12 protein-coding genes are annotated in these 16,928 nt (G+C 74.3%); 2 read left to right on the forward strand and 10 right to left on the reverse strand.

What is annotated here, in order from left to right; translation table 11 throughout:
• Window positions 1–338: 338 nt before the first annotated feature.
• The 10 genes from whiA to ACU610_RS10845 all read right to left on the reverse strand — a co-directional run bounded on the left by whiA (window position 339) and on the right by ACU610_RS10845 (window position 13,767).
• On the reverse strand, window positions 339–1,319 hold the full coding sequence (whiA, locus tag ACU610_RS10800; protein ID WP_446767710.1) for a DNA-binding protein WhiA: 981 nt from the start codon (window positions 1,317–1,319) through the stop codon (window positions 339–341).
• Between the two features lie 27 nt (window positions 1,320–1,346).
• On the reverse strand, window positions 1,347–2,435 hold the full coding sequence (locus ACU610_RS10805; protein WP_446767711.1) for a gluconeogenesis factor YvcK family protein: 1,089 nt from the start codon (window positions 2,433–2,435) through the stop codon (window positions 1,347–1,349).
• Window positions 2,435–3,499, reverse strand: coding sequence for an RNase adapter RapZ (gene rapZ, locus ACU610_RS10810; protein WP_446767712.1), 1,065 nt, complete (start codon window positions 3,497–3,499; stop codon window positions 2,435–2,437). The genes ACU610_RS10805 and rapZ overlap by 1 nt, the downstream gene beginning before the upstream one ends.
• A gap of 52 nt (window positions 3,500–3,551) precedes the next feature.
• Window positions 3,552–5,597, reverse strand: coding sequence for an excinuclease ABC subunit UvrC (uvrC, locus tag ACU610_RS10815; RefSeq protein ID WP_446767713.1), 2,046 nt, complete (start codon window positions 5,595–5,597; stop codon window positions 3,552–3,554).
• A gap of 69 nt (window positions 5,598–5,666) precedes the next feature.
• Window positions 5,667–6,587 carry an alpha/beta fold hydrolase gene (locus ACU610_RS10820; RefSeq protein ID WP_446767714.1) on the reverse strand — a complete coding sequence of 307 codons (921 nt, stop codon included), beginning with the start codon at window positions 6,585–6,587 and terminating at the stop codon, window positions 5,667–5,669.
• Between the two features lie 85 nt (window positions 6,588–6,672).
• Entirely contained in the window at window positions 6,673–6,969 is a 297-nt protein-coding gene (locus ACU610_RS10825) for a hypothetical protein (protein ID WP_446767715.1), read from the reverse strand.
• 118 nt (window positions 6,970–7,087) lie between these two features.
• On the reverse strand, window positions 7,088–8,317 hold the full coding sequence (locus ACU610_RS10830; RefSeq protein ID WP_446767716.1) for a saccharopine dehydrogenase family protein: 1,230 nt from the start codon (window positions 8,315–8,317) through the stop codon (window positions 7,088–7,090).
• A 52-nt stretch (window positions 8,318–8,369) separates the two neighbouring features.
• On the reverse strand, window positions 8,370–9,221 hold the full coding sequence (locus ACU610_RS10835; protein WP_446767717.1) for a VOC family protein: 852 nt from the start codon (window positions 9,219–9,221) through the stop codon (window positions 8,370–8,372).
• 98 nt (window positions 9,222–9,319) lie between these two features.
• Window positions 9,320–12,211 carry an excinuclease ABC subunit UvrA gene (gene uvrA, locus ACU610_RS10840; RefSeq protein ID WP_446767718.1) on the reverse strand — a complete coding sequence of 964 codons (2,892 nt, stop codon included), beginning with the start codon at window positions 12,209–12,211 and terminating at the stop codon, window positions 9,320–9,322.
• 137 nt (window positions 12,212–12,348) lie between these two features.
• Complete coding sequence (locus tag ACU610_RS10845; RefSeq protein WP_446767719.1) at window positions 12,349–13,767, reverse strand: amidase; 1,419 nt, start codon at window positions 13,765–13,767, stop codon at window positions 12,349–12,351.
• 50 nt (window positions 13,768–13,817) lie between these two features.
• Between ACU610_RS10845 and ACU610_RS10850 the strand changes: the two genes are divergently transcribed.
• Window positions 13,818–14,474: an MBL fold metallo-hydrolase gene (locus ACU610_RS10850; protein ID WP_446767720.1), complete on the forward strand. Its 657-nt coding sequence runs from the start codon at window positions 13,818–13,820 to the stop codon at window positions 14,472–14,474.
• Window positions 14,475–15,504: 1,030 nt separating this feature from the next.
• Window positions 15,505–16,824 (forward strand): MFS transporter, encoded by a 1,320-nt coding sequence (locus ACU610_RS10855; RefSeq protein ID WP_446767721.1) that lies wholly within the window; start codon window positions 15,505–15,507, stop codon window positions 16,822–16,824.
• Window positions 16,825–16,928: the final 104 nt, after the last annotated feature.

The raw sequence follows: 16,928 nt of genomic DNA on the forward strand, positions 1-16,928 counted from the left end.
GCAGCCGGTAGCCGGGACCGGGACGTCGTCGGGGCCGCCGGGGACCCGCGGCAACAACCCGGTTCCGGCCGGTGGCCTCGGCGGTGCAGGGGCCCGGTCTGCGCCCTCCCGACGGACCTGCTCGGCGCGCTCGATCGCCTGCTCCCGCCCGGCGCTGGGCAGGACCAGCACGGACTCCCGGCCGCCGAGCCGCGAGCGCGGTGTCGACCCCCTGCTCGCGGGCGACCGGTGCCGGCCGACGCCCGGCTCGGTCGGCTGGAGGCCCCTCAGCCGGTCGAGGGAGGGGCCTCCAGCGACGACCGCCGGTCAGCGCGCCGCGGGGACCGCGGTGCCGACGTCTACTGGGTCAGCATGTCCTCGGTGACGACGGACTCGGTGTCCGGGATGCCGAGGTCCTTGGCCCGCTTGTCGGCCATGGCGAGCAGCCGGCGGATCCGGCCGGCGACGGCGTCCTTGGTCATGGGCGGTTCGGCGCGCTGGCCGAGCTCCTCCAGCGACGCCTGGCCGTGCTCGAGCCGCAGCCGACCGGCGATGAGCAGGTGCTCGGGGGCGTCGCCGTTGAGGATCTCCAGCGCCCGCTCCACTCGGGCGCTGGCAGCGACCGCGGCACGGGCCGAGCGGCGCAGGTTGGCGTCGTCGAAGTTGGCCAGCCGGTTGGCGGTCGCCCGGACCTCGCGGCGCATCCGCCGCTCCTCCCAGGCCAGCACCGCGTCGTGCGCACCCATCCGGGTCAGCAGCGCGCTGATCGCGTCGCCGTCCCGCACGACCACCCGGTCGGCACCGCGGACCTCGCGGGCCTTGGCGGCGATGCCCAGCCGGCGGGCCGCACCCACGAGCGCCATCGCGGCCTCGGGACCGGGGCAGGTGACCTCCAGCGAGGAGGAGCGGCCGGGCTCGGTCAGCGAGCCGTGCGCCAGGAAGGCCCCGCGCCAGGCGGCCTCGGCGTCGTTGATGCCCCCGCTGACCACCGACGGCGGCAGCCCGCGGACCGGACGACCGCGCTGGTCGACCAGGCCCGTCTGCCGGGCCAGGCCCTCGCCGTGCTTGGCGATGCGGACCAGGTAGCGCACCCCGCGGCGGATGTTGCCGCCGGCCAGCACGCTCACGCCACTGGTGTAGCCGTAGACCTCGCTGATGTCGCGACGCAGGCGACGGGCCACCGACCCGGTGTCCAGCTCCGCCTCGATGACCACCCGACCACCGACGATGTGCAGGCCGCCGCTGAACCGCAGCAGCGCGGTGACCTCCGCCTTGCGCTCGGAGGTCTTCGTGCACTCCACGCGCGACAGCTCGTCCTTGACCATGGCCGTCATCGCCATGCCGTCCACCCCCACGTTCCCCCGGGCTCAACCAGCCCCATGTGCGGCGTTCCCTTCGTCTCCCCCTCGTACCGGATCCGGTACGTGAGGTTGCGACACCCGCTCGCGTTTTTCCATGCCCTGCCGCGTCCCGAGCGCCTCCCGGAGTGCTCCGGCGAGGCGCGCCGGGTCGTGGCGCGGCACGCCGCCGTCCTCGGCGACCGGGGCCAGCACGAGCTCGGCACCGCATCCACGTACCGCAGACAGGAGACCACAGCGGTCAACCACCGATTCCTCATCGGCGATCACCGTGTGCAACGCCACTCCACGGAGATGGCTCTGGAGGACGGTCAGGTGCTCCTCCGGCGAGAAGCCGTCGGTCTCGCCCGGCTGCGGTTCGAGGTTGAGGACGACGACCACCCGGGCGCTGCTCGCGGCGAGCGCGGCGCGCAGCCGCGGCACGAGCAGGTGCGGCAGCACGGAGGTGTACCAGGAGCCCGGGCCGAGCGAGACGACGTCGGCCGTGGCGATCGCGTCGAGAACCGCCTGGTCCACCGGCGGGTCGGGCGGCGAGACGATGATGTGGCGCACCCGGCCGGGGGTCGCGGCGATCGCCGACTGCCCGCGGATCGTGCGGGTGCGCACCGGGTCGTCGGGGTCCGCGCTCTCCACCTGGGCGACCAGGTCGAGCGGGACGGCGGCCATCGGCAGCACGCGCCCGCAGGCGTCGAGCAGTCGGCACACGTCGTCCAGCGCGCGGACGGTGTCCCCGCCGTGCATCTCGGTAAGCCCGGTGAGCACCAGGTTGCCCACCGAGTGGCCGGCGAGGACACCCGTGCCGCCGAGGCGGTGCTGCAGCAGCGCGGCCAGCTGCCGGGTGTCCTCGCCGTCGCCGGCCAGGGCGGCCAGGGCCATCCGCAGGTCCCCGGGCGGCAGCACGGGCATCTCCCGCCGGATCCGCCCGGAGGAGCCGCCGTCGTCGGCGACCGTCACCACCGCCGTGAGCTCCGGCGTGATCCGCCGCCAGGCGGCGAGGGCGGCGGCCAGCCCGTGGCCGCCGCCGAAGGCGACCACGCGCGGCGGCCGGGCCGCGGCCCCGTCCGGTCCGGGGGACGGGGTGTGCTCCGGGGCCCCCACTACTCGCGGCCCAGGTCGCGGTGCTGGACGGTGGTGTCGACGCCGTCGGCGCGCAGCCGGCGGGCGAACTCCTCGGCGATGGCGACGCTGCGGTGCTTGCCGCCGGTGCAGCCCACGGCGAGGGTGAGATAGCGCTTCCCCTCGCGGCGGTAGCCGGGGATGAGCAGGCGCAGCACGTCGGTGTAGCGGTCGAGGAAGGGCCGGGCGTCGTCCTGGCCGAGGACGTAGTCCCGCACGTCCGGGTCCTGGCCGGTGTGCGGGCGCAGGTGGGGCAGCCAGTGCGGGTTGGGCAGGAAGCGGGCGTCGACGACGAGGTCGGCGTCCAGCGGCAAGCCGTACTTGAACCCGAAGCTGAGCACGGTCGCGGTCAGCGGCGGCGCCTTGCCCTCGCGGGCGAAGGCGTTCTCCAGGGTGGCGCGCAGCTGGTGGACGTTGAGGTCGCTGGTGTCGACCCAGAGGTCGGCCTCGCCGGCGATGCCGGTCAGCAGCGCCCGCTCCTCGGTGATGCCGTCGATGAGCGTGCCACTGCCCTGGAGCGGGTGCTCACGCCGGTTGGACTCGTAGCGGCGGACCAGCACCTCGTCGCGCGCGTGCACGTACACGACCCGCGGGTGGTGGCCGGCCTCCGCGAGCACCCGGATGGCCTCCTGCAGATCGCTGGAGAAGGCCCGGCTGCGCACGTCCACGACGGCGGCGAACCGGCGGACGTCACCGCGGGCGCCGAGCTCGACCATCGGCAGCAGCAGAGCCGGCGGCAGGTTGTCGACGACGAACCAGCCGAGGTCCTCCAGCACCCGGCCGGCGCTGTTCTTGCCGGCGCCGGAGAGCCCGGTGACGACGACGACGTCCAGCGGCGAGGTCTCGGTGGAGGTCGGGTCCAGCGGTGCCGGGACGTCGCTGTGCGGGTGGCCCGGCGTGCCGGGGGGCACCTCGAGGTGGGCGGTGTCCCGGTGTCCGTCGTCCCGGTGGCCGTCGTCCCGGTGGCCGTCGTCCCGGTGGCCGGTGTCCTGCTCGACGTCCCGGGGTGCGGTGTCCTGGGCGGCGGTCTCGGCCCGTTCGGTCACGATGCCCCCCGTCCGCTCCCGCCCGGCGGAACCGGCTCGACCACGGAGCCGCTCACGAGGCCACCAGTCCGACCTCGGCGGTGGCGCCGGAGCCGCTGCGGGGGGTGCCGCGCTCGGCCGGGCCGGCCGGGGCGGTCGTCGTCTCGACGGGCTCCTCGGCAGGGACGGCGTCGTCAGGCTGTGCCGGTGCCGGTTCCGCCACCGCCGCGAGCACCGCCTCCGCCGTCCGCCGGCCGATGCCGGGCACGGTCATCAGCTCCTCGACGGTGGCGGCCCGCAGCCGCTTGAGGGACCCGAACTGCTTCATCAGCGCCCTTCGCCGTGCCTCCCCGAGACCGGGGACGTCGTCCAACAGGGAGACCAGCATGCTGGTGGACCGCTTCTGCCGGTGGTAGGTGATCGCGAAACGGTGCGCCTCGTCCCGCACCCGCTGCAGCAGGTACAGCGCCTCGGAGGTGCGCGGCAGGATGACCGGGTCCGTCTCCCCGGGCAGCCACACCTCCTCCATCCGCTTGGCCAGCCCGCACACGGCGACGTCGACGACGCCGAGCTCGTCGAGCGACCGGGCGGCGGCGGCGACCTGCGGCGCACCGCCGTCGACCACGAGCAGGTTCGGCGGGTAGGCGAACCTGCGCGGCCGGCCCTCCTCCGCAGCGACCCCCTGCTCGTCGCGGCGGTCGGCCTCCTCCTTGAGGTGGCGGGCGAACCGGCGCCGGACCACCTCGGCCATCGCCGCGGTGTCGTCGGTGCCCTGCTGGACCGAGAAGCGGCGGTAGTCCGACTTCTTCGCCAGCCCGTCCTCGAACACGACCATCGACGCCACGACGTTGGTCTGCTGGACGTGCGAGATGTCGATGCACTCGATCCGCAGCGGCGCCTCGGGCAGCTCGAGCGCCTCCTGCAGCTCCGAGAGCGCCAGCGAGCGCGCCGTGAGGTCGCTGGCCCGCTTGACCCGGTGCCGGGCGAAGGCCTCCTTGGCGTTGCGCTCCACCGTCTCCAGCAGGGCCCGCTTGTCGCCGCGCTGGGGCACCCGGAGGCTGACCCGGCTGCCGCGGAGCTCGCTGAGCAGCTCCTCGTAGACGTCGGCGTCGTCGGGCAGCTCGGGGACGAGCACCTCCCTGGGCACCGCCTCCCCCGCCTCGCCGACGCCGGTCGCCTCGTCGACCCCCCCGTAGACCTGCAGCAGGAACTGCTCGACCAGCCCGCCGGTGGTGACCTCCTCGACCTTGTCGACGATCCAGCCGCGCTGGCCGCGGACCCGCCCGCCGCGGACGTGGAAGACCTGCACCGAGGCCTCGAGCTCGTCCTGCGCGAAGGCGACGACGTCGGCGTCGGTGCCGTCCCCGAGGACGACGGCCTGCTTCTCCATCGCCCGCTTCAGGGCGCCGAGGTCGTCGCGCAGCCGGGCGGCCTTCTCGTACTCCATCGCCTCGGCGGCCTCGGCCATCTCGCGCTCGAGGCGGCGGATCATCTGGTCGGTGCGGCCGGCCATGAAGTCGACGAAGCCGTCGACGATCTCCCGGTGCTCCTCGGCGGAGACCCGGCCGACACACGGTGCGGCGCATTTGCCGATGTACCCGAGCAGGCACGGGCGGCCGATCTGGCCGGCGCGCTTGAAGACGCCGTTGGAGCAGGTGCGCGCCGGGAACACCCGGGTGAGGGTGTCGAGCGTCTCGCGGATGGCCCAGGCGTGCGCGTACGGGCCGAAGTAGCGCACGCCCTTCTTCTTCGGGCCGCGCATGACCTGCAGCCGCGGGTACTCCTCGTTCAGCGTCACGGCCAGCGACGGGTAGCTCTTGTCGTCGCGGTAGCGGACGTTGAACCGCGGGTCGAACTCCTTGATCCAGTTGTACTCGAGCTGGAGGGCCTCGACCTCGGTGCCGACGACGGTCCACTCGACGCTGGCCGCCGTCGTCACCATCTGCCGGGTGCGGGGGTGCAGGCCCGCCACGTCGGCGAAGTAGCTGTTCAGCCGCTGCCGGAGGCTCTTGGCCTTGCCGACGTAGACGACCCGGCCGTTGGGGTCGCGGAACTTGTAGACGCCGGGTGACTCCGGGATGCTGCCGACCGCCGGTCGGTACGTGGACGGGTCGGGCATGCACCCCAGGTTAGGACGGGCCGACGACGGTTCGCCGTCCAGATGACACCGGTGTGGTTCGGACGCCGGTCAGCCACCGAGCCGGGCACCCAGCCAGGCGAGCAGGTCGCCGGTCACCTCCTCGCGGTTGGTCTCGTTGAAGACCTCGTGCCGGGCGTCGGGGTAGACCCGCAGCTCCACCGGCAGGCCGCGGTCGCGCAGCAGGTCGGCCAGCGCGGCGACCTGGGCGGCGTCGGTCCCGCCGACCGGGTCGCGCTGCCGGGCCAGCAGCAGCACCGGCAGGCCGTCGGGCAGACCGGCCACGCCCTCGGGGCTCGCGCCCCGGGTGACCAGGACGAACATCCCGGCGCCGTAGCGGTACGTGGGCGGGACGTCGTCGCCGCAGAGCGCGTCGGCGAGGTAGGCGTCGACCTCCGCCGGGTCGCGGGTGAGCCAGTCGTAGGGCGTGCGGGCGGGCTCGAAGGGCGCGTTGAAGGCGCCGAGGGCGTCCATCGGCTGGTCCCCCAGGCCGCCGGCGACGGCCGCCTCCAGCTGCGGCACCGCCTCGGCCAGGTGCGGCGCGACGCCGATCGGCCCGGACAGCACCAGGCCCGCCAGGTCCGCGCCGTCCCGCTCGGCGGAGGCCAGCGCGACCGCCGAGCCCAGCGAGTGGCCGAGCAGGAAGCGCGGGACGCCGGGGTGGTCGGCGGCCAGCCGCTCCCCCTGGTCACGGACGTCGTCGAGGACGGCGTCGCTCGTCGCCCCCGTACCGAAGCCGCCGGGGCCGGTGGACTCCGCGGTGCGCCCGTGCCCCCGCTGGTCGAGCGCGGCCACGGCGAACCCCCGGGCGGTGAGCGCACCAGCCAGCCGCTCGTACCGCCCGGCGTGCTCGGAGAGCCCGTGCACCAGCTGGACGGTCCCCCGCACGGCGCCGTCGGGCGTCCAGCGGCGCTCGGCCAGCCGGGCGCCGTCGCGCGCCTCGGTCCAGGTGACGGGGGCGGGGCTGGTCATCGGGCGGGCCTCCTCGGACGGCGTCGTCGCCGGTCAGCCTGCCTCTTCCCCGCCGCCGGCGCAGAGCCGGGTCGGCCCGCCGCGGTCAGCCGACCGGGTGCGAGCGGTGAACCGCCCCGGCCCAGGGCCCGTGCGCCGCGACGGCGGCACCGGCCCGGCCGGCCAGCCGCACCGCCCGCCGGGTCAGCACGAGGGCCGAGAGCAGACCCACGCCGCCGGCGAGGAAGGCCAGCGCGCCCGGCACCGCCTCCCCGGTCACTGCCAGCACCCCGAGGGTCACCAACGCGAGCAGGACCACCGTGGACCGCACGCGGCGCGGCGGTTCCGTCGGCGAGCCGCAGTTGGACAGGTCGGGGTCACAGTCGGGCGTGAGCGCACTCATCGGCGCCTCCTCCATGGCAGACACGTCACGCCGACACGCGGACGTGACGTTGGTCACACGGAGGGTAGGGCGCGGGTCGCCGTCCGTTCAAGTGCGCCGGCGTCCCCGGCCGGAGAGCTCAGGCCTCCGCGACCTCGTAGGTGTGCCCGGCGGCGCGCAGCCGCTCGACCAGCACGGAGCCGAGTGCGGTGGCCGGGGTGAGCGACCCGGCCCGGTCGGGCAGCCGGTCGCCGTCCAGGGCCAGCCCGAGGACGGTCTGGCCCAGCATGACCGCGGTGGCGGCGTAGCCCGGGTCGCCCTGGCCGGCCACGGTGGCGCGGTACCCGCGCCCGCTCTCGGTGGTCGCGTCGACCTGCATGCGGAACCAGCCGCGGGCCCGGGCCTGCTCGCCGGGGCCGGTGCCCGGCTCGGGCAGCACCCGGTCCAGCACGGCACGGGTCGGGGGCAGGCTCATCGCGGCGGCGACGCCGGCCAGCGCGGCCGTGACCGCGGTGGCCGTCGCGGCACCGCGGATCCCCCGCCCGCAGCCCATCACCTCCCCGTAGCGCAGCCCGCGGCCGTACGCCCAGTCCTGCAGCGCGTTGCTGCGCCGGACGATGCGGGTGTTGAACGGGGCCATGACGAAGGGCGCCGTCCACCGGCCGTCGGGCGTGCGCGACGGCGGACCGGCGTCCCGCGGCTGGCGCGTGTCGGGCTCGGCGTCGCGGTCGGGGCTCAGCGCGAACGGGTCCCCGACCAGTCGGCGGGCCGCCGTGTCGCGGCTCAGCTCCTCGAACTGGGCCCGGACGGAGTCGACGGTGCCGCCGCTGAACCCGCCGCGGGCGGTGGCGACCAGCTGCACGTCGCGCAGGCCGCCGGCGCCGTCGGCCCGGGCGCGCTCGGCCAGCAGGAGGGCCGAGAGGTCGGAGGGGATGGAGTCGTAACCGCAGGCGTGGACGACGCGGGCGCCGGTGTCGCGGGCGACCGCGTCGGTGCGGTCGATGGCCCGGCGGACGAACAGCACCTCGCCGGTGAGGTCGGCGTAGTGGGTGCCGGCCCGGGCGCAGGCCTCGACGACGGGCAGCCCGTGGCGCACGTACGGACCCACCGTGGTGGCGAGCACCCGGGTCGAGGCCGCCAGCGCGGCGAGCGAGGCGGCGTCGGTGGAGTCGGCCTCGACCAGCGGCCAGTCGCGGGCGGCCGCCGGCAGCTCGCCGCGCACCTGCTCGAGCCGGCTCAGCGACCGGCCGGCCAGCCCGATGCGGACGTCGGACGGCGCCGCCCCGGCCAGGTAGGCGGCGAGCAGCCGGCCGGCGAAGCCGGTGGCGCCGTAGACGACCAGGTCGTGGGTGCGCGCGGGATCGGACACCCGGCCATCCTCGCCCGGGTGTCCGACCGCCGCCCGGCAGACCCGGGCGGGCTCACCACTCCCCGCCGGGCGGGGTGAACTGGGCGATCGTGCACTGCGCCCCCTGGGGGTCGCGCAGGAGCGCGGTGCGCGTCCACAGGTCGTCGGAGGAGGTCACCACCGTCGCGCCGAGCCGCTCGGCGGTGGAGACGCTGTCGTCGCGGTCGGCCACGGTGAAGGTGACGTGCCAGCGGGCCGGCTCACCCGCCGGGACCACCACCAGGCCCCCGATGACGTCGGCGAAACCCGGCGGCGCCGACGCCTGCCGCTCGTGGATGCCCGGGTCCACGGTGGCCGCCAGGTGGTCGCCGTATCCGGGGACCTGGATCATCGTGCCGGCCCCCTGCGCCATGTCCACGGCGAGCCAGCCGAACAGCGGCCCGTAGAAGGCCATCGCGGCGTCGCGGTCGGGCGTGTGGAGGTCGCTGAAGTTCCAGGTGCCCGGTGTGTTGACCGACTGCGCGCCGAGGCGGCGCCGCGCCTGCCAGAGCCGGAACCCCGCCCCCTGGGGATCGGTGCACGTCGCCGCACGGCCACCGGGCCCGGCGTCCTCGGGACCGGCCGAGACCGTGCCGCCGAGCCGGACCACCGCGGCCGCCGTGGCGTCCGCGTCGTCGACCGCGACGTAGGTGTTCCAGGCCGCGCCGCCCGAGCCGGACGTCGCGGGGCCGATCGCGGCGACGTCCCGCCCGTCGAGGGTGGCGACGAGGTAGGCCCCGGGCGCGTCCGGCGGCAGCGCGTCGGTGAACGTCCAGCCGAAGAGCCCGGCGTAGAAACCGGCTGCCTCGGCCGGATCGGGCTGCTCCGTGTCGATCCAGCAGGTCACGCCGTGCGGATAGGTCTCGCGGCTCGGCCACCCCGTCACCTCCGTTCCGTCCGGCCGCCGACGCTGGTGACGAGGGGTGACGGGAACGAGGGCTCCAGGCGGGGCCGGACGCCCGGCGTCCGGCCCCGCCTGGCCGCTCAGCTGGCCTTCTTGCGCGCCCGCTTCTTCGGCGCGGCCGCGGCGGCCACCGCCTCCGGGTCGAGCATCGGCACCAGGTACCGGCCGGTGTGGCTCTCCGGGACCGTGGCGAGGAACTCCGGCGGCCCCTCGGCGACGACCGTGCCGCCGCGGAAGCCGCCCTCGGGGCCCATGTCGATGAGCCAGTCGGCGCTCTTGATGACGTCGAGGTTGTGCTCGATGACGATGACCGAGTTCCCCTTGTCGACCAGGCCCTGCAGCACGATCAGCAGCTTGCGGATGTCCTCGAAGTGCAGCCCGGTGGTGGGCTCGTCGAGCACGTAGATGCTGCGGCCGTTGGAGCGCTTCTGCAGCTCGCTGGCCAGCTTGACCCGCTGCGCCTCACCGCCGGAGAGGGTGGTCGCCGGCTGGCCGAGCCGGACGTAGCCCAGCCCCACCTCGGTGAGCGTGCGCAGGTACCGCGAGATCGCCGGGATGGCGGCGAAGAAGTCAGCGGCCTCCTCGATGGGCATGTCGAGGACCTCGGCGACCGTCTTGCCCTTGTAGTGCACCTCGAGGGTCTCGCGGTTGAACCGGGCGCCCTTGCACACCTCGCACGGCACATAGACGTCCGGCAGGAAGTTCATCTCGATCTTCAGCGTGCCGTCGCCGGAGCAGGCCTCGCAGCGGCCGCCCTTGACGTTGAAGGAGAAGCGGCCGGGCTGGTAGCCGCGGATCTTCGCCTCGGACGTGCTGGCGAACAGCTTCCGCACGTGGTCCCAGACCCCGGTGTAGGTCGCCGGGTTGGACCGCGGGGTGCGGCCGATGGGCGACTGGTCGACGTGCACGACCTTGTCGAGGTGCTCGAGGCCGGTGACCGTGCGGTGCCGCCCGGGCACCAGCCGCGCGCGGTTCAGCTCGTTGGCGAGGGTCGTGTAGAGGATGTCGTTGACCAGGCTGGACTTGCCCGAGCCCGAGACGCCGGTGACCCCGACGAGCAGGCCCAGCGGGAAGGTGACGTCGACGCCCTTGAGGTTGTGCTCGCGGGCACCCTTGACCACCAGCTCGCGGCCCGGAGTCGGCTGGCGGCGCACCTGCGGGACGGCGATCTCCTTGCGCCCGCAGAGGTACTGCCCGGTCAGCGACCGCTCGCTGGCCATCAGCTCCTCGACGGTGCCGCTGACGACGACCTCGCCGCCGTGCTCACCGGCGCCCGGGCCGATGTCGACCACCCAGTCGGCGGTCTTGATCGTGTCCTCGTCGTGCTCGACGACGATGAGCGTGTTGCCCATGTCGCGCAGCCGCACGAGGGTCTCGATCAGCCGGGTGTTGTCGCGCTGGTGCAGCCCGATGGAGGGCTCGTCGAGCACGTACAGGACGCCGACCAGCCCGGAGCCGATCTGGGTGGCCAGCCGGATCCGCTGCGCCTCCCCGCCGGCCAGGGTCGCCGCGGGCCGGTCCAGGGAGAGGTAGTCCAGGCCGACGTCGACGAGGAAGGACAGCCGCGCCTGGATCTCCCTGAGCACGCGGTCGGCGATCGCCCGCTCCCGCTCGCCCAGCTCCAGCGCGCCCAGCCACTCCGAGGCCTCGCCGATGGACAGCCCGGTGACCTCGGCGATCGAGCGGCCGTTGAGCTTGACCGCGAGGATCTCGGGCTTCAGCCGGGTGCCGTGGCAGACGGGACAGGGCACGTCGCGCATGTAGCCCTCGTACTTGTCCCGCATGAACTCGCTGTCGGTGTCCTCGTGCCGCCGCTCCAGGAAGGGCAGCACGCCCTCGAACGCGGCGTAGTAGCTGCGCTCGCGGCCGTAGCGGTTCCGGTAGCGGACGTGCACCTGGTCCGGCGAGCCGTGCAGCACGGCCTTCTGCACCTTGGCCGGCAGCCGCTCCCACGGGTCGTCCATGGAGAAGCCGAGCTGCTGGGAGAGGCCGGTGAGCAGCCGGGTGAAGTACTCGTTGCTCATCGAGGTGGCCCACGGGGCGATCGCGCCCTGCGCCAGGCTCTTCTCCGGATCGGGCACGACGAGGTCGGGGTCGACCTCCTTGCGGGTGCCGATCCCGGTGCACTCGGGGCAGGCGCCGAACGGTGAGTTGAAGGAGAACGACCGGGGCTCGAGCGCCTCGAAGGACAACCCGTCGTCCACGCAGGCGAGGTGCTCGGAGAAGGTGCGCTCGCGGTAGGGGTCGTCCTCGGGGAGGTCGACGAAGTCGAGGACGACGAGGCCACCGGCCAGGCCCAGCGCGGTCTCCACCGAGTCGGTGAGCCGCCGCTTCGCGCTCTCCTTGACGGTGAGCCGGTCGACGATCACCTCGATCGTGTGCTTCTCCTGCTTCTTCAGCTTCGGCGGGTCGGTCAGCTGGTGGACGACGCCGTCGACGCGGACGCGGGAGAAGCCCTGGGTCTGCAGCGAGCTGAACAGGTCGACGTACTCGCCCTTGCGGGCCCGGACGACGGGGGCGAGCACCTGGAAGCGGGTGCCCTCCTCCATGGCCAGCACCTGGTCGACGATCTGCTGCGGGGTCTGGCGCGAGATCGGCTTGCCGCAGTTGGGGCAGTGCGGCTGCCCGGCGCGGGCGTACAGCAGCCGGAGGTAGTCGTAGACCTCGGTGATCGTGCCGACGGTCGACCGCGGGTTGCGGTTGGTCGACTTCTGGTCGATCGAGACGGCCGGCGAGAGGCCTTCGATGAAGTCGACGTCGGGCTTGTCCATCTGGCCCAGGAACTGGCGGGCGTAGGCCGACAGCGACTCGACGTAGCGGCGCTGGCCCTCGGCGAAGATCGTGTCGAAGGCGAGGCTGGACTTCCCCGATCCGGACAGGCCCGTGAAGACGATCAGCGCGTCGCGGGGCAGGTCGAGGTGGACGTCCTTGAGGTTGTGCTCACGGGCGCCGCGGACGACGAGACGGTCCAATGTGATCCCTGTCGGTCAGCCGGGCCGGCCGGTCGCGCCGGGGCCGCGGTGGGAGTGTCGAGATGTCGATACGGGCAACGCCGTCACCGCCCGGGCGCAATCCGTGACGACGGCGACGTTGCCGCTCGCCGGGGTGCTCAGATGGGAGCCGGGGACGACGCTCCGGCGGGGTCGAAGACGGGCGCGTGACGGCGCCAGGGCAGCCGACGCTCCAGCTCTCCGGCCAGCCAGAGTAGTCGTCTCTCGGCACCAGGGGGGCCGACGAACTGGACCGCCAGCGGCTGCCCCGTGGGTCGCGTGCCGGCGGGCAGCACGAGCGCCGGGAGACCGGCCAGGTTCCAGGCCGCCGTCCACGGCGCCCAGCGGGCGTTGGCCGTCACGTTGGCCAGGAACGAGCGCTCGTGCCACGGCCGGGCGGGCAGCGGCGGACCGGTCACGACCGGGCTCAGCAGCAGATCGAGGGCCTCCCCGGCGAAGAACCGCACCATGCGCTCGCGGAACCGGTCGGCGGTGGCCGGCCGGACCAGCCCGGCGGCTCGGACGACGCGGCCGATCCGCGCGTGCGTGCGGCTGCGCGGCTGGAGGCCGGCCAGCGGGACGCCGAGGTGTGCGGCGTCGTCGGCGGCACCGGCCATCCAGCGGGCCAGTGCGCCGGCGGCGGCACCCGGGGTGATCGGCGGGTCGCGGCGGACGACGGTGTGGCCGGCCGCGGTGAGGGCTGCGACCACCGTGTCGACCGCCGCCCGGGCGGGCCCGTCGGCGCCCGTGCCCGGCACCGGGGAGCGGGTCGAGACGGCGATGCGCAGCGGCCGGCCGGGTGCCTCGAGCGGGGTGGGCTCCTCGCCCGCCAGCACCGCGTGCGCCACGGCGAGGTCGGCGACCGTGGTGGCCAGCGCGCCGTTGACGGCCATGCCGGACCAGTCGTCCGCGCCGATGCCGCCGGGCACGACGCCCCGGCCGGGCTTGAGGGTGACCAGCCCGCAGGCGGCGGCGGGCAGCCGCAGCGAGCCCATGCCGTCGTTGCCGTGTGCGATGGGGACCACGCCGGCGGCGACCGCCGCCGCGCTGCCGCCGGAGCTGCCGGCCGGCGAGCGGGCGGTGTCCCAGGGGTTGCGGCTGACCGTGCCCGGCCCGTCGGTGGCGCCGTAGAGGCACAGCTCGGGCACGCGGGTGATGCCGACGACGACCGCCCCGGCCCGGCGCAGCCGGGTGACCACCTCGGAGTCGCGGGTCTCCGGCGGACCGCTGCGGGCGGCGCAGCCGTCGGTGCAGACCTCACCGGCGACGGCGACGTTGTCCTTGACCGCCACCGGCACGCCGGCCAGCGGCATCGCGAAACGGGTGAGTGCGGTGTCGACGGCGTGCGCCTCGGCCAGGGCGGCCTCCCGGCATACGACGCGGAAGGCCCCGATGCGCGGCTCGACCTCGTCGAGGTGGGCCAGGTGCGCGCGGACGACGTCGACGGCGGTCAGCTCCCCGGACCGGACGCGGGTGGCGAGCTCGGTGGCCGGGAGCCCGACGATCCGACCGGCCGGGAGACCTCCGCTAGCGTCCATGCCTGGACCGTAACCGCGGCCGCCGACACTCTCCGAACGGGAGGCTGGGGATGGGCTACACCGGCGACGTCCAGGTGGGAGGACCGGCCGACGTCCGGGAGCTGCCGGGGCTGACGATCAGCAAACTGGCGGTCAGCGAGATGGCCAACAACGCCTACCTGCTGCGCGACCCGCAGACCGGTGAGGCACTGCTCGTCGACGCCGCGGCCGAGCCCGAGGCGCTGCGCGCGCTCATCGGGGACGCCGACGTGCGCACCGTCGTCACCACGCACGGGCACTGGGACCACCACCGCGCCCTGCCCCAGGTGGTCGAGATGACCGGCGCCGTCACCGTCGCGCACCCGGCCGACGCCGACGAGCTGCCCGTGCCCGTCCAGCGGCCGGTGGTGCACGGGGACACGGTCCGGGTCGGCGGGCACACGCTCGAGGTCATCCACCTGCGCGGGCACACGCCGGGCAGCATCGCGCTGCTCTGGCGCGGGCCGGAGGGCGCCGGCACGCACCTCTTCACCGGCGACAGCCTCTTCCCGGGGGGTCCTGGGAGGACAACAACTCCCGAGGACTTCCGTTCCCTCATGGACGACCTGGAGGAGCGGATCTTCGGCGCGCTGCCGGACGACGCCTGGGTCTACCCCGGCCATGGGAAGGACACCACGCTCGGGGTGGAGCGACCCCACCTGGGCGAGTGGCGGGCCCGGGGCTGGTAGCGGCCCCACACGGGCGGACGCGCCGCCCCGGGTCGGAGGAGAGACCAGCCGATAGCACTCGGCGCTGTCACCGAGGCCAGGGCCTGTGAACCGGCCCCATCACCGAGACCGGTCGGGCCATCGCATCGTCCGGGGCCTCCTGGCGCGGGATCGACGAGACGCCGGCGCCTGTCCACGCCCACGTGGTCCAGTGGTAGCTCCCGTCGTGCTCGTACCACCAGCCTCCTGCGCCGTCCCCTGGGCGACGGAGCTCGTGCGCCTCGTCGTGAGAACGGTGAACTCCCCCGTATCAGGGCGGCTGGTTCGACGCTCGGCCTTCTCAGTGGCGCGCGACCGGCACCCTGGCCGGGCTGGGCGAGACCGGGGCGGCTCGTGCCCCAGGCGAGGACACCCTGCCGCGCTGCCTCCGGACGCTCGGCGCGGATCACCCGATCACGCGGTACGTGGCCGAGGTCGCCGTGACGACGATTCCCCGCTCGGAGACGATGCCGCCGCAGACGACCCGAGTCCGCCGCGGTGAGGATCCATGCTGCGCCCGCGAACTCGAGGCCTTCGTGCCCTCCTGCTCGCCTTGCCGGACGATGCCTGCGGAGGCGGGGGTCGTCCACGAACGGCGGTCACTGCTGCGCCACCCACCGTCGCCGTATGGCGGGCAGATGGCAGGGAATGACCAGTCCCGACACGAGCCGGTAGTTGCGCAACAGCCTGCTGCCCAACTGCCGGGGCGGCCGGACCACCCACTCCTACGCAGTCCTCGCCAGAGTGTCATCACGACCCCGAGCCCTTGACCCCCAGGCGTCGGCCGCGGGTTCGCCCAGGTCCGCCCGAGTTCATCCCGATGGCCGGGGCACGGCGTCTCCTGCGGTCGACCGGGCCCGACCCGAGCCCCGCTCCCACTGCGGTGACATCGCCGCACGCGAGCGCGTGCAGCCCGCTTCCGCTCGGCCGCGCCAGGCCCTTTGCTGTGGCGGACATCCCCTCGCACCCGTCTGACGACAGACCGCCACGAGCTGCAGGAGAGGACGACCACATGGACGCATCGCAGGATGGAGCCTCGGCCACCGTCGCCTCGAGCGGGTCCGCGACGGGGTTCCAGCCGCCGACCACGCCGGTCGGAGCGCGCTTCGTCGTCCCGTTCGCCATCGCCTACTTCGGGCTGTGGATGACCCTGCTGACCCCGACGGTCATCGCGCTGTCCGTCCACCTGGCCCCCCTCCTCCCCGAGGGCGAACGGGCTGGTGCGCTGGCGCTGGTCCTCGGCGTGGCAGGGATCGTGGGCGTCGTCGCGAACCCGCTGGTCGGCAAGCTCAGCGACCGCACCACATCCCGGCTCGGGATGCGGAAGCCCTGGATCGTCGCCGGCGTCGTCATCACGATCCTGGGGCTGGTGGTGATCGCCTCCTCCACCACCGTCGTGCTCATCCTGCTCGGCTGGTGTGTCGCGACCGTCGGGCTGAACGCGACGATCGCGGCGCTGACCTCCCTGCTGCCGGACCACGTGCCCCACCACCAGCGGGGCAGGGTCTCCGGCCTCCTGGGCATGGGCATCCCCGTCGGCGCGGTGGGCGGCGCCGGCCTCGCGCAGGCGTTCACCACCAGGCCGTTCCTGCTGTTCCTGGCGCCGGCGGTCGTCCTCGTGATCGGCGTAGGGCTGCTCCTGACGGCCTACACGGACCGCCGACTGCGCCAGGAAGACGCACGGCGACTGCCCAGGTTCGACTGGAGGGAGTTCCTCAGCAGCTACTGGGTGAGCCCGCGTCGGTACCCGGACTTCGGGTGGACCTGGCTGAGCCGGTTCCTGGTCTTCATGGGGGTCTCCACCCTGGTGACGTTCCAGGCGTACTACCTGATCGACCAACTACGGATCCCGCTGGAACGGGTGGCCACCCTCGTCGCCTTCTCCACCCTGGTCCACTACGCCTTCGTCTTCGCCGCCAGCCCGGTCGGTGGCTGGCTGTCGGACCGGCTGGACCGCCGGAAGGTCTTCATCAGCGTCGCTGCCGGCCTCTACGCCGTCGGCCTCGCCGTCATCGCATTCGCCGAGTCGTTCACCGTCTTCCTCGTGGGCATGGCGGTCACGGGGATCGGCGAGGGGGTGTACCTCGCCGTCGACCTCGCGCTGGTCACCGACGTCCTCCCGAACCCGGACGAGGCCGCGAAGGAGATGGCGGTCTTCAACGTGGCGACCGCGCTCCCCCCGGCGGTGGCACCGGCGGTGGCCCCGCTCTTCCTCGCCATCCCCGTCCTCGGCAACGGGACGGGCAGCAACTACGTGGCGTTGTTCATCGTCGCCGCGCTCTTCGCTGCACTCGGCGCGTTGGCCATCAGGCCGGTCCGATCGGCACGGTGAGCCGAAGCCCGTCGGCGACAGGCATCCAACCGCTGGTGATCGATCAGGCGTCATCCCGCGGGTCACGATCGGGGCACGCGCTGCGGACTGGCGACGGCATCACC

The sequence above is a fragment of the Geodermatophilus sp. URMC 61 genome (genome assembly GCF_052931555.1).